Source organism: Kluyvera genomosp. 1 (assembly GCF_001266615.1).
In the GTDB taxonomy this organism is placed as follows: Bacteria; Pseudomonadota; Gammaproteobacteria; order Enterobacterales; family Enterobacteriaceae; genus Kluyvera; species Kluyvera cryocrescens_A.
Genome location: NZ_LGHZ01000024.1, coordinates 1 through 12,905 on the forward strand (window position 1 = coordinate 1; position 12,905 = coordinate 12,905).

Below are 12,905 nucleotides of genomic sequence, written 5' to 3' on the forward strand. Positions count from 1 at the left end.
CCGTTCCGCCACTTATTAAGAGCCCTGAGCATTTGCTCAGGGCTTTTTTGTTTGTGTTAATTAATTATTGCTGATTTAGCAAAAATCCTCTGCATTTAACGCTCTTTTTCCCGTTCCTCCCCTTCTTCATAATGGTTTTTAGTTAACCTATATTGATAAATAAAGAGGAAAATCATGACAATCCCTGCATTTGGCCTTGGTACTTTCCGCCTGAAAGATGATGTTGTTATCGCTTCTGTTAAAACAGCACTGGAACTCGGCTATCGCACCATTGATACAGCGCAAATCTATGATAATGAAGCGGCTGTTGGTCAGGCGATTGCGGAAAGCGGCATCGCGCGTGATGAAATGTTCATCACCACCAAAATCTGGATTGAAAACCTTAGCAAAGACAAACTGGTTTCCAGCCTGAAAGAAAGCCTACAGAAACTGCGTACCGATTATGTTGATCTGACGCTGATTCACTGGCCATCGCCAAACGATGCTGTGGCAGTAGAAGAGTTTATGGCCGCACTGCTGGAAGCGAAAAAGCTAGGGCTGACTCGCCAGATAGGTATCTCGAACTTCACCATCCCATTGATGAAGCGTGCCATTACTGCAGTGGGGGCAGAAAATATTGCCACTAACCAGATTGAACTGTCGCCGTATTTACAGAACCGTAAGGTTGTCGATTGGGCAACTGCGCACGGTATCCATATCACATCGTATATGACTTTAGCTTATGGTAAGGCATTGAAAGATGAAGTGATTGGCCGCATTGCTGCGAAGCATAATGCCACGGCTGCACAGGTTATTCTGGCTTGGGCGATAGGTGAAGGTTACGCGGTGATCCCGTCATCGACCAAGCGTGAGAATCTGGCAAGCAACCTGATGGCGCTGGATCTGCAGTTGGATGCAGAAGATAAAGCCGCTATCGCGGAGTTGGATTGCAATGACCGACTGGTGAGTCCAGAAAGTTTGGCGCCAGAGTGGGATTAATTATCCTCTCATCCTGACCAAAACCGAAGGAGGCTAATACGCCTCCTTTATCACTGCCTATTAACGGGTTTCTTTCACGTATTCGCTCAGAAAATCAATAAAGGCTCTGATACGTGTACTCACCGCCCGGTCACTGTAATAGACAGCGCTAAACGGCATCTCTACAGGCATTCGCTTGTCCGCCAACAGTTCAACAAATTCCCCTCGAGCAATCTCCTTGTCGACCATATAGTCCGATAAACAGGCGATACCATTGCCGTTCAAACACAGCTGTTTAAGCGTTTCACCACTGTTTGATGAAATCCCACTGCTGATCTCCATAAACTGACCATCGCAGCAGTAGATGGGCCAGGTGTTTAATGACGATGGTTCAGTGAATCCCAGACACTGATGATCTTTGAGATCGGTTGCATCCTCAGGCTTACCATAACGGGTGATATAGTCCGGTGATGCAATAATCTTACGATAACTGGTGAATAGCGGGCGTGCACGCAGGCTTGAGTCAGTCAGTGTTCCTGCACGTATTGCCACATCTACTTTACGTTCAATAAGATTAATAAAAGTCTCGGACGACACCAGGGAAAGTGTCATTTCAGGATAGCGTTCACGAAATGGCTTAATTAGTGGCATCAGGAAATGCAGCATCACCGGCGTAGCCGCATCTACCCGTAGCAAGCCGCGTGGGGTATTGCGCGTATCCAATAACTCATTTTCCGCAGCCGCCATTTCCTGCAAAACGACCTGCATACGGCGGAAATAGCGCTCACCTTCTTCGGTGAGGCTCAGCTGGCGAGTGGTGCGGTTAAGCAAGCTCACACCAAGCTTAGACTCCAGTTTTTTGACCGCTCGGCTGACCGCTGAGTTAGCGAGCCCAAGCTGCTCCGCGGCACGACTGAAACTGCCGCTTTCAACGACGGCGACAAAGATGGCGATTTCTTCTGATGTAGCTCTCATTATTGCACCTGAAGCAAAATTATATTGATATTTTGAATGTTTTTGTTATTTAAACACCCCGGCATACTACGTGTCATCTTAATCCTGATGATGTGGAGTAAATTATGCCGCTGGCGCTTCTAGCCTTAACGATCAGTGCCTTTGCCATTGGCACAACCGAGTTTGTCATTGTCGGTCTGGTACCAACGATTGCTGAACAATTATCTATTTCACTGCCCTCTGCAGGGCTTTTAGTCTCAATCTACGCGCTAGGGGTTGCCATTGGTGCACCCGTATTAACCGCGCTCACTGGTAAGCTGCCCCGTAAACAGCTGCTGCTGGCGCTGATGGTACTGTTTACCATCGGCAACCTGCTGGCCTGGCAAGCGCCTGGGTATATTACTTTAGTGGTTGCTCGCTTGCTGACTGGTCTGGCACATGGGGTTTTCTTCTCTATTGGATCGACCATTGCTACCAGTCTGGTGCCGAAAGAGAAAGCGGCGTCGGCCATTGCCATTATGTTCGGCGGCCTGACGGTGGCGCTGGTGACCGGCGTACCGTTGGGGACGTTTATCGGCCAACACTTCGGCTGGCGTGAAACTTTCCTCGCGGTGTCTATGTTGGGAGTGATCGCGTTGATTGCCAGTGCGATTCTGGTGCCGAGCAATATCCCTGGACGTGCGCCTGCGAGTCTATCTGACCAGTTAAAAGTACTGACGCATCCACGACTGCTGATGATCTATGCAATTACGGCACTGGGTTATGGCGGGGTATTCACCGCATTCACCTTCCTGGCGCCGATGATGCAAAATTTAGCAGGCTTTACGCCAAATGCGGTGAGCTGGATTTTGTTGGGTTATGGCGTCGCGGTTGCTATCGGTAATATCTGGGGTGGAAAGCTGGCTGATAAACACGGCGCAGTGCCTGCACTGAAGTTTATCTTTGCTGCACTCGCTGCTTTGCTTCTGGTATTCCAGTTCACTGCATCAATGCAATATGCCGCGCTGGCCACTATTCTGGTGATGGGCGTCTTTGCCTTCGGGAACGTACCGGGATTACAGGTTTACGTCGTGCAGAAAGCGGAGCAATACACTCCGGCTGCTGTAGATGTCGCATCAGGCCTTAACATTGCTGCTTTTAACGTCGGTATCGCACTTGGCTCGGTTATCGGTGGCCAAACGGTTGAACACTATGGACTGGCACAAACCCCGTGGATTGGCGCGCTGATTGTAGTGGGAGCCTTGTTGCTGACAGGGCTAAGCGGACGTCTGGATAAGACAGTTCGTGTCGCATTGGGCTAAGGTCAAAAAGGTAAGCGCTGGCTTACAAAAGTTCACCAGGCTTTATCGCAAATAGCGTTGAAACCGTGGGCAAAAGCCCCTATAACAGAAGGACCTTCCTGGAAGCAGGAGGGTTCTTTCGTTATTGAGGTTATCAGAGAAAGTGCGAAAAAATACCTACGCTATGCGCTACATTGCCGGACAACCTGCGGAGCGGATTTTACCGCCGCCAGGTGCCTATACCAGCATTAGCCAGGCACTATCGATGGGTAGGCCGTTAAGTACGGAAGAAAATATTCGAATTCTGGTGTGGAATATCTTTAAGCAAAAGCGCGCTGAATGGCTTTCCGTGCTGAATAAGTTTGGTAAAGATGCCCACCTGGTACTGCTTCAGGAAGCGCAAACCACGCCTGAACTCGTTAAGTTTGCGACGACTAACTATCTGGCCGCCGATCAGGTACCGGCCTTTGCCTTGCCGCATCACCCCTCTGGTGTTATGACGCTGTCTGCGGCTCAGCCTATATACTGCTGCCCGCTGCGCGAGCGTGAGCCTATTCTCAGACTCGCAAAGTCAGCGTTAGTGACCGTTTACCCACTTCCAGACGCGCGGTTGCTGATGGTGGTGAATATCCATGCGGTTAATTTTAGTCTGGGTGTCGACGTTTACAGTAAACAGCTTCTTCCGATCGGTGAGCAGATGGCGCAGCATAACGGCCCGGTCATTATGGCTGGCGATTTCAACGCCTGGAGTCGGCCGCGAATGAATGCGCTTTATCGTTTCGCGCGTGATATGTCACTACGGCCTGTTTGTTTTGACGACGATCAGCGACGTCGCGCTTTTGGCCGACCGCTCGATTTTGTTTTTTATCGTGGACTTAATGTCAGCCAGGCGTCGGTGCTAGTAACCCGCGCATCGGATCATAATCCGCTGATTGTGGAGTTTAGTCCGGGTAAATGAGTTGAAAAAGGGCAATAAAAAAGGCACCGGGGGAATCGGTGCCTTTTTATGGATTGCTTATCAGGAGTCAGGTCGATCGCTGTTTTTCACAAACAACGTGAGCTGATCGCCTGGCTGCAGATTGCCGGTGCCGTTATTCCAGCGCATCACATCTTTGATGTTGACGCCGTGGCGTTTAGCAATGCTCGACAGTGAGTCACCCTTACGTACACGGTACGTAATGCTGCTGTTATCGGCGAGACGCGCGGCGCTACTGCCAGCACCCACCGTTAAGTTCTGACCCACTTTCAGGCTGCTTCCGCGCAGGTTATTCCACTGTTGCAGATCTTTTGACGTCACGCCTAAACGTGATGCGATCCCTGACAGTGTATCACCAGAACGAACCTTATAGCTGCGGCTGGTCAGCAGCGTGTTGTCAGCAACCAGCGTTGGCTGGAGGTCGGCAATCTCACCGGAGGCCAGGGACTCACGCAGCTGGTCTGCATGCTTCTGTGGCACCATAACGTATTTCGGACCAGCGGCACCGAGCGTTGAACCTTTTACGCCTGCGTTGAAGGTCTTCAGTTTGCTGACCGGCATTCCTGCCATATCTGCTAACTGCGAGAGTTCAACCGGGCTGTCGAGGCGAACGCGCGCCAGTGCTCGGCTTTCATCGGCACTTGGCAGACGAACACCGTAGCGTTTGCTGTTTTTGAGAATATCACTCAACGCCAGCATTTTTGGTACGTACAGCTTGGTTTCCTGAGGCAACGGCAGTGACCAGAAGTCGGTGGGCTTGCCACGGGCTTTGTTCACTTTCATCGCTTTCATCACACGGCCTTCACCACTGTTATATGCCGCCACGGTCAACAACCAGTCGCCATCGAACATTTTGTTCAGACGCTGCATCATATCCAGTGCCGCCGTTGTGGAAGCAACGAGGTCACGACGTGCATCATAACTGCGGGTCTGTTTCAGACCGTAATTTCGCCCTGTGCTCGGAATGATTTGCCAAATGCCTGCGGCATTGGCACCAGACGTTGCGTGCGGGTCAAAAGCGCTCTCCACTATGGGTAGTAATACCAGTTCCATCGGCATGTTACGTTTCTTAACTTGCCCGGCTATCCAGTACATATACGGCTCTGCCCGTAAAGTTACATCGTGGAGATAGCTCTTATTTTTCAAATACTTCTGTTTCTGTTCGCGAACCCGGGTATTATCCGGGATTCCCATCTTTAGCTCGTCGCCAATATAAGCCCACAAGTCCTGATTCTGCGTGTCGAATGTCCCATCGTCCATCCAACGTGCCTGACTTGCGAACTTACTTGCTTCCCCTTGACTAGCCGCAGAAAGGCTCTGTGCGTGCTGTTGGACGTTGCCCTGCTGTGACGCCTGGCACCCCACGAGCAGGACAGAGGCGAGTAATATCGCTTTTGCCTTCATGTGTGTGTCAATAGTTGCTTAAAAGACGAGCGATCATAACGGCGAACTTTCGAAAACGCAACCCACAAGTATCAGAAGTTATCTTTCTTTGACCGTAACCATGCAAAACGCTGCTCAGATTGTAGCATCTTTGTTTCTTTCTCTATTTCTTCAATTAAATCAATGTCATCCGTTCTTAAAAAAAGATTGAATTTACGTTCATTTTTCAGAGTTGTGGGGAGTGTTATTTGGTTTTTTGCTCGTAACTCCTTAACTTCACGATAGTATTCGTTAATGAACAAATCATGCGGTAAAACGCTCAGTGCAAACTTCATATTGGAGAGGGTATATTCATGCGCGCAACAAATGAGGGTCTCTTCCGGAAGAGTGTTAATTCGCTGTAACGAGCGGTACATCTGCTCTGCAGTGCCTTCGAACAACCGCCCGCAGCCCCCGGAAAACAAGGTGTCGCCGCAAAAAAGGTACGGTGCACTGTAGAAACAGATATGTCCTAAAGTGTGTCCAGGGGTGGCGAAAACGTAAAATTCCTGACCAAGAATGTGAATTTTATCGCCATCGACAACTATTTTTGTTGCGCCCTTGTTAATCGTCTCTTCCGGACCGTAAACGACGAGATTCGGAAATTGCTTACATAGATCCGCCACGCCACCGACATGATCGTTATGATGATGAGTCAAAAGAATCGCTTCAGGCTGCCAATTATTTTCTGCGACCGCTTTTAGCACTGGCACAGCGTCACCGGGATCGACGATCAAACACCGGCCCGTTTCATCGTTAAGAACCCAGATGTAATTATCCTGAAAGGCAGGAATACTGTTAAGATTCATTGATTACCTCTTACGCGTAGGGAAGGTTGTGATGAAACCGGCAAGGATACCTCAAACAGTCTCAGCGCCTGTCTCGTGGGCGCAAATGCCCTGGGGTGAATATTATCGCGAGGCCATCGATCGTCAACTTAAACCGTGGCTGGGAAAACTGTATGGCTTTCACCTACTAAAAGTGGGCAACCTGAGCGCGGAGATCAATACGGAAGCCTGTGCCATCTCCCATCAGGTAAATATCTCTTTAGAAGGCAGCCCTATCCAGGTGATGGCCGACCCGCTGCATCTACCGTTTGCCGAAAAGTCGGTTGATGCCTGTTTGCTCTCCCATACGCTTCCCTGGTGTAGCGATCCTCACCGTCTTCTGCGTGAGGCCGATCGGGTACTGATTGACGATGGCTGGCTGATCATCAGCAGTTTTAACCCCGTGAGCCTGATGGGGTTACGCAAGCTGGTGCCGGTGCTGCGTAAGTCAGTACCCTATAACAGCCGGATGTTTACCCTGACGCGTCAGCTAGATTGGCTGTCGCTGCTGAATTTTGAAGTACTTCATCAAAGTCAGTTCCAGGTGCTGCCGTGGGCAAAGCAGGGGGGCGCGCTTTTAGGTACGCATTTGCCCGCGCTGGGTTGTTTACAGCTGATTGTTGCGCGTAAGCGAACCATTCCTCTTACGCTCAATCCGATGCGCCAGAACAAAGCCAAAAGCCGTATTCAGCAGGCGGTTGGCGCGACCCGGCAGTATCGTAAGCCGGACGCTTAAGCGTCCGGTTGGTATCCGGTATCGTCCTGCGTTGGCGAATTGGCCGCCGTCCGGGCGAGTTCGTCGCAGCGTTCGTTCTCCGGATGACCTGCGTGTCCTTTTACCCATTCCCAGCGGATTTCATGCTTACCGAGAGCGGTGTCGAGTCGCTTCCATAGGTCGACGTTCTTCACCGGTTTTTTGTCCGCCGTTTTCCAGCCGCGCTTTTTCCAATTGTGGATCCACTGTGTGATCCCCTGGCGAACGTACTGACTGTCGGTGCTCAGTACGACGGTACACGGCTCTTTGAGCGCTTCGAGTGCGACGATAGCCGCCATCATCTCCATCCGGTTATTGGTGGTCAGACGATAGCCTTCACTGAAGGTTTTTTCCCGCTGCTGATAGCGTAAAATAGCCCCATAACCACCCGGACCGGGATTGCCGAGGCAAGAGCCATCGGTGAAAATTTCTACCTGTTTAAGCATCTCTGGTAGACTTCCTGTATCTGCAATTGAAAGTAAAACGGCAAGTCTGACATAAATGACTGATATGAGCACTGCAATTACACGACAGATCGTTCTGGATACCGAAACCACCGGTATGAACCAGATCGGTGCCCACTATGAAGGCCACAAGATCATTGAGATCGGTGCCGTCGAGGTGATAAACCGTCGTTTGACCGGTAATAACTTCCACGTGTATCTCAAACCTGACCGGCTGGTGGACCCTGAAGCCTTCGGCGTTCACGGGATTGCCGATGAGTTTTTGCTGGATAAACCAACCTTTGCCGACGTGGCTGACGAGTTTATGGACTACATTCGCGGGGCGGAACTGGTCATTCATAACGCATCGTTCGATATCGGCTTCATGGATTATGAGTTTAGTAAGCTCAATCGCGGTATTCCAAAAACCGATACTTTCTGCAAGGTCACCGATAGCCTGGCGCTGGCGCGACGGATGTTCCCCGGCAAGCGTAACAGCCTTGATGCGTTATGTTCGCGCTACGAAATAGACAACACCAAGCGTACCCTGCACGGCGCATTGCTTGATGCCCAGATTCTGGCGGACGTCTATCTGACGATGACCGGTGGGCAAACGTCGATTAAATTTGCGATGGAAGGTGAGGGGCAGCAGCAGGCGGGGAATACCGGTATTCAACGTATTGTGCGTGCAGAGAGCAAATTACGCGTGGTTTACGCCACCGATGAGGAGCTGATGAATCATGAATCGCGCCTCGACCTCGTTCAGAAAAAAGGTGGAAGCTGCCTCTGGCGAGGATAAAACGGCTAATTTTGCTGTGAAAATAAGCTTATGGGTGATTTTTGCAGCAAACGATTCAAAAGTAGAGAAAAAGCGTTGACGGTTTTACAGGGAAACCGTAATATTCGCCTCGTTCCGAAGGGAACGTTGTGGAGCGGTAGTTCAGTCGGTTAGAATACCTGCCTGTCACGCAGGGGGTCGCGGGTTCGAGTCCCGTCCGTTCCGCCACATTCAGAAAGCCTGAATCAGAAATGATTCAGGCTTTCGTCGTTTTACGCCCACCTCATTTTTCCTGAGTACCCGTTCAGAGAATTGGCCCGAAAATCACCGGGCCTGAAGACCATTCAATTAGCCCAGAGCGAAAGGATCGGCATCCTGCCATGCGGGGAATTTCTCCCGGTATTCTTGGAGTGCGGACAATGACAGTTCACCGTCAATACGCGTCGCCTGGTGCGCTTCTGCGGTTGCCAGGATCTCGCCCTGCGGAGAAATAACCCGGCTGTCCCCACGATAGTGATGGCCATTACCGTCAGTGCCAACGCGGTTGCATCCGACAACGTATGCCTGGTTTTCAATGGCTCGTGCTGTCAGTAGCGCCTGCCAGTGCAGTGAGCGCGGTGCTGGCCAGTTGGCAACGTACAGCGCTAAATCGTAGTCATTACGGTTCCGCGACCACACCGGGAAACGCAGGTCGTAGCACACCAGCGGCAGAATACGCCAGCCGCGCCAGGTCAGCACGATGCGTTTGTCACCAGCCAGATAATGATGGTGTTCATCCGCCATGCGGAACAGATGGCGCTTATCATAAGCATGCACGCGACCTTTCGGTTCGACCAGCAGGAAACGGTTTACTGCCCCGCGTCCGGTTTGTAGCGCGGCGCTGCCGGCGATGAGGGCATTAGTACGCAGCGCCTGCGTACGCATCCAGGCAATCACGTCTTCTTCCGCCATTGACTGCTCGGCGGCTTCCATCGCAAAACCGGTTGTAAACATTTCCGGCAGGACAATCACATCGCGCCCGACAATATCTTCCATCAGGCGGCCAAAATGGCGCAGGTTGGCGGGGCCATCCATCCACACCAGCGGTTGCTGCAAAAGGGTAATTTTCAAACCAGGCACAGTGATTCGCTCCTTATGGCAGGGCATCAATCTAACTGTAACACCTTATCAGGAGGTGATAGCGCTGAGGACAGTTTGGATAAAAAAAGCGGAGCCAGGCTCCGCTTAGAGGATAACGATAGGATAACGTTACGCGGCTTCAACCTTGCGTACGTTGTCCGGCAGCTTTACCGGCTTGGTTGCCAGCTCGTCTGGGGCAAAGTCGTCAACGTTAATGCTGCGCAGACGGCTCTCTTCAGCCTTGATGAGAATCGCGGCTTCGGCCTGGTCAATCAGCCCTTTTGCCAGCGCGTTATGCGCCAGTTCATCCAGGCGAGTGAATGGCAGGTTTTTGCCAATCTCTTTACAGATGCGCTGGTGGATAGGATCAGCGGCCATGACGTCAACCAACGCTTCTTCCAGCAGGCCCACTGGGTTGTGCTGACTTGGTGTCAGGTACTGACCGCGGCCAATACGTGAACGGGTTGCGCTTGGGGTCTGCAGAATTTTCGCCACAGCATGATCTAACTTATCCGACGGCGCTAAGTAATGGCGACCGGTAGGGAAGATCACCACGCGCATCGCACCTGCAACAAAACGGTTCGGGAAGTTTTGCAGCAGGTCGTCAATCGCCTGTTCTGCCTGATACAGCGCGTCCTGAACGCCCCAGTGCACCAGCGGTAAATCTGCTTCGTTACGGCCTTCGTCGTCATAGCGTTTCAGCACGGAAGAGGCGAGATACAGCTGGCTCAACACATCCCCCAATCGCGCGGAGATACGTTCACGACGCTTCAGGCTACCGCCCAGTACCGCCATGGATACGTCTGACAGCAGCGCCAGGTTGGCGCTCAGGCGGTTCAGATGCTGATAGTAACGTTTGGTGGCATCACGGGTTGGCGTCGGGCTGGTTAAGCCACGGGTGATCCCCAACCAGAAGCTGCGTACTTTGTTGCTACCGACGTGGCCGATGTGTTTAAACAGCAGCTTATCGAAGGCATTCACATCTTTATTTTGTGCTGCGGCCATCTCTTCCAGCACGTATGGATGGCAACGAATTGCGCCCTGGCCGAAGATCATCATGCTACGGGTCAGAATGTTGGCCCCTTCAACGGTAATGGCGATGGGGGCGCCCTGGTAAGCACGTGCCAGGAAGTTGCCTTCGCCGAGCATGATGCCTTTACCCCCGGCGATATCCATCGCGTCAACGATGGACTGCTGACCGCGGTGGGTACAGTGGTATTTGACGATAGCGGACAGTACGGCTGGTTTCTCACCCAACATAATGCCGTAGGTAATCAGCGTAGCTGCGGCGTCCATGACGTAGGCGTTACCGGCGATACGCGCCAATGGCTCTTCAATACCTTCCATCTTACCGATGGAAACTTTGAACTGGCGGCGAATGTGCGCGTAAGCACCGGTTGCCAATGCCACCGATTTCACGCCACCGGTGGAGTTAGATGGCAGGGTGATACCGCGACCCACGGACAGACATTCAACCAGCATACGCCAGCCCTGACCGGCCATTTTCGGCCCACCGATGATGTAATCAATCGGCACAAAGATATCCTGACCACGGGTTGGACCGTTCTGGAACGGAACGTTCAGCGGGAAGTGGCGACGGCCAATTTCCACGCCCGGGGTGTTGGTTGGGATCAGTGCACAGGTAATGCCCAGTTCTTCGGCTCCGCCCAGCAGTTTATCCGGGTCGGACAACTTAAAGGCCAGGCCCAGTACGGTAGCGATAGGAGCGAGAGTGATGTAACGCTTGTTCCAGGTCAGACGCATACCCAAAACCTGCTCGCCCTGCCATTCGCCCATGCAGACGACGCCGGTATCTGGAATGGCACCCGCATCAGAACCCGCTTCCGGGCTAGTCAGCGCGAAGCATGGGATTTCCTGACCACGCGCCAGGCGTGGCAGATAATGATCTTTCTGTTCTTCAGTACCGTAATGCTGCAGCAGCTCGCCCGGGCCTAAAGAGTTCGGTACGCCGACGGTGATAGCCAGAATGCCAGACACGCCGGACAGTTTTTGCAGAACGCGAGCCTGAGCATACGCGGAAAATTCCAGACCGCCGTATTCTTTCTTAATGATCATCGCGAAGAAACGGTGTTCTTTCAGATAGGCCCACAGTTCTGGCGGCAGATCGGCCATTTCATGGGTAATCGCAAAGTCATTGGCCATGCGGCAGGCTTCTTCAACCGGGCCGTCAATAAAGGCCTGCTCTTCTGCCGTCAGCTGTGGACGCGGGTAGTTGTGCAGTTTTTTCCAGTCCGGGTTACCGCGGAACAGATCGCCTTCCCACCAGGTTGTACCGGCATCAATCGCTTCTTTTTCAGTACGTGACATCGGCGGCATTACTTTACTGAACATGCGGAAGACCGGTGCAGAGATCAGCGACTTACGCATTGGGGTAAAGTTAAACGGCACCAGAATGATAGCCAGCGGTACCAGCAGCCACAGATTCCACAGACCCGCAGCGCCAAGCGCGGCGGTCCAGGCCAGTAAAATCACGCTGCTGAGCGTTAAACTGACGCGGTGATAAAAGAGTACACCGAGTAAAGCAATGGTTAATACAACACTCAAAATCATCATAGAGAAATGCCCCTGTCTTGTAGGAGGTCTGACCACTTGTGATGATATGTTTGTAGTTGATGTGATTTTAATTAGCAATGTGTTTACAAAATAATTACAACGTCGCTCACATTGTTGCCGCTTTTTAGCGCACCAAAAATCCAAACATCCGCTGAATAGAACGGCGCTCGCTTCTCTGTGCTAGCGCTATCCGTTACACTAGCCATGACAATTTTATTAATGCTGAAGGATTATCCTCATGTACCAGGATCTTATTCGTAACGAACTGAATGAAGCGGCCGATACGCTGGCAAACTTCCTCAAAGACGAAGCCAATATCCACGCCATTCAGCGCGCAGCAGTCCTGCTGGCGGACAGCTTCAAAGCGGGCGGTAAAGTGCTCTCCTGCGGTAATGGTGGCTCACACTGTGACGCGATGCACTTTGCGGAAGAACTGACTGGTCGCTATCGCGAAAACCGTCCGGGTTACCCGGCGATTGCGATTTCCGATGTCAGCCATCTCTCCTGTGTGAGTAATGATTTCGGTTATGAATATGTTTTCTCTCGCTACGTTGAATCTGTAGGCCGTGCAGGCGACGTTCTGCTGGGTATCTCCACGTCCGGTAACTCTGCAAACGTCATTAAAGCGATTGAAGCGGCGCGCGCGCAGGGCATGAAAGTGATCACCCTGACCGGTAAAGACGGCGGCAAAATGGCAGGTTCTGCGGATATCGAAATCCGTGTACCGCACTTTGGCTATGCCGACCGCGTGCAGGAAATTCATATTAAAGTTATCCATATCCTGATCATGCTTATCGAAAAAGAGATGGTTAAGGCATAAG

At 51.8% G+C, this 12,905-nt stretch carries 12 protein-coding genes and 1 tRNA gene; 7 read left to right on the forward strand and 6 right to left on the reverse strand.

Annotation, left to right across the window (positions count from 1 at the left end):
- Positions 1-174: 174 nt before the first annotated feature.
- Positions 175-978: a 2,5-didehydrogluconate reductase DkgB gene (gene dkgB / locus KP80_RS14405; protein WP_052284347.1), complete on the forward strand. Its 804-nt coding sequence runs from the start codon at positions 175-177 to the stop codon at positions 976-978.
- 60 nt (positions 979-1,038) lie between these two features.
- Here the strand turns inward: dkgB and yafC are convergent, their stop codons facing one another.
- Complete coding sequence (yafC, locus tag KP80_RS14410; protein ID WP_052284348.1) at positions 1,039-1,932, reverse strand: DNA-binding transcriptional regulator YafC; 894 nt, start codon at positions 1,930-1,932, stop codon at positions 1,039-1,041.
- A 104-nt stretch (positions 1,933-2,036) separates the two neighbouring features.
- Here yafC and KP80_RS14415 point away from each other — a divergent pair, with 104 nt between their 5' ends.
- Complete coding sequence (locus KP80_RS14415) at positions 2,037-3,212, forward strand: MFS transporter (RefSeq protein ID WP_052284349.1); 1,176 nt, start codon at positions 2,037-2,039, stop codon at positions 3,210-3,212.
- Positions 3,213-3,354: 142 nt separating this feature from the next.
- On the forward strand, positions 3,355-4,149 hold the full coding sequence (locus tag KP80_RS14420; RefSeq protein ID WP_052284350.1) for an endonuclease/exonuclease/phosphatase family protein: 795 nt from the start codon (positions 3,355-3,357) through the stop codon (positions 4,147-4,149).
- Between the two features lie 60 nt (positions 4,150-4,209).
- Here KP80_RS14420 and mltD read toward each other — a convergent pair whose 3' ends face one another.
- Entirely contained in the window at positions 4,210-5,571 is a 1,362-nt protein-coding gene (gene mltD / locus KP80_RS14425; protein WP_052284351.1) for a murein transglycosylase D, read from the reverse strand.
- 71 nt (positions 5,572-5,642) lie between these two features.
- Positions 5,643-6,398 carry a hydroxyacylglutathione hydrolase gene (gene gloB / locus KP80_RS14430; protein ID WP_052284352.1) on the reverse strand — a complete coding sequence of 252 codons (756 nt, stop codon included), beginning with the start codon at positions 6,396-6,398 and terminating at the stop codon, positions 5,643-5,645.
- A gap of 31 nt (positions 6,399-6,429) precedes the next feature.
- On the opposite strand from gloB, the gene KP80_RS14435 reads away from it, so the two are divergent.
- Complete coding sequence (locus KP80_RS14435; protein WP_052284353.1) at positions 6,430-7,152, forward strand: class I SAM-dependent methyltransferase; 723 nt, start codon at positions 6,430-6,432, stop codon at positions 7,150-7,152.
- Here KP80_RS14435 and rnhA read toward each other — a convergent pair.
- Positions 7,149-7,727, reverse strand: coding sequence for a ribonuclease HI (gene rnhA, locus KP80_RS14440; protein ID WP_167348849.1), 579 nt, complete (start codon positions 7,725-7,727; stop codon positions 7,149-7,151). The two genes, KP80_RS14435 and rnhA, sit on opposite strands and share 4 nt — an antisense overlap.
- Between rnhA and dnaQ the strand changes: the two genes are divergently transcribed.
- Together dnaQ and KP80_RS14450 are read left to right on the forward strand one after the other, a co-directional pair.
- Positions 7,681-8,412 (forward strand): DNA polymerase III subunit epsilon, encoded by a 732-nt coding sequence (dnaQ, locus tag KP80_RS14445; protein ID WP_052284355.1) that lies wholly within the window; start codon positions 7,681-7,683, stop codon positions 8,410-8,412. The genes rnhA and dnaQ overlap by 47 nt on opposite strands.
- A 130-nt stretch (positions 8,413-8,542) precedes the next feature.
- Positions 8,543-8,619, forward strand: a tRNA-Asp gene (locus KP80_RS14450).
- Positions 8,620-8,739: 120 nt separating this feature from the next.
- Here KP80_RS14450 and KP80_RS14455 read toward each other — a convergent pair.
- On the reverse strand, positions 8,740-9,510 hold the full coding sequence (locus KP80_RS14455; protein WP_052284356.1) for an amidohydrolase: 771 nt from the start codon (positions 9,508-9,510) through the stop codon (positions 8,740-8,742).
- 129 nt (positions 9,511-9,639) lie between these two features.
- Positions 9,640-12,084 (reverse strand): acyl-CoA dehydrogenase FadE, encoded by a 2,445-nt coding sequence (fadE, locus tag KP80_RS14460; protein WP_052284357.1) that lies wholly within the window; start codon positions 12,082-12,084, stop codon positions 9,640-9,642.
- Between the two features lie 238 nt (positions 12,085-12,322).
- Between fadE and lpcA the strand changes: the two genes are divergently transcribed.
- Positions 12,323-12,904, forward strand: a complete 582-nt coding sequence (gene lpcA / locus KP80_RS14465) for a D-sedoheptulose 7-phosphate isomerase (RefSeq protein WP_035894459.1) — start codon at positions 12,323-12,325, stop codon at positions 12,902-12,904.
- Position 12,905: the final 1 nt, after the last annotated feature.

What these genes read in the sequence shown, in the direction of transcription:
- dkgB (WP_052284347.1), top strand. Translation starts at nt 175, where the DNA reads ATGACAATCCCTGCATTTGGCCTTGGTACTTTCCGCCTGAAAGATGAT.
- yafC (WP_052284348.1), bottom strand. Translation starts at nt 1,932, where the DNA reads ATGAGAGCTACATCAGAAGAAATCGCCATCTTTGTCGCCGTCGTTGAA.
- KP80_RS14415 (WP_052284349.1), top strand. Translation starts at nt 2,037, where the DNA reads ATGCCGCTGGCGCTTCTAGCCTTAACGATCAGTGCCTTTGCCATTGGC.
- mltD (WP_052284351.1), bottom strand. Translation starts at nt 5,571, where the DNA reads ATGAAGGCAAAAGCGATATTACTCGCCTCTGTCCTGCTCGTGGGGTGC.
- gloB (WP_052284352.1), bottom strand. Translation starts at nt 6,398, where the DNA reads ATGAATCTTAACAGTATTCCTGCCTTTCAGGATAATTACATCTGGGTT.
- KP80_RS14435 (WP_052284353.1), top strand. Translation starts at nt 6,430, where the DNA reads ATGAAACCGGCAAGGATACCTCAAACAGTCTCAGCGCCTGTCTCGTGG.
- dnaQ (WP_052284355.1), top strand. Translation starts at nt 7,681, where the DNA reads ATGAGCACTGCAATTACACGACAGATCGTTCTGGATACCGAAACCACC.
- fadE (WP_052284357.1), bottom strand. Translation starts at nt 12,084, where the DNA reads ATGATGATTTTGAGTGTTGTATTAACCATTGCTTTACTCGGTGTACTC.
- lpcA (WP_035894459.1), top strand. Translation starts at nt 12,323, where the DNA reads ATGTACCAGGATCTTATTCGTAACGAACTGAATGAAGCGGCCGATACG.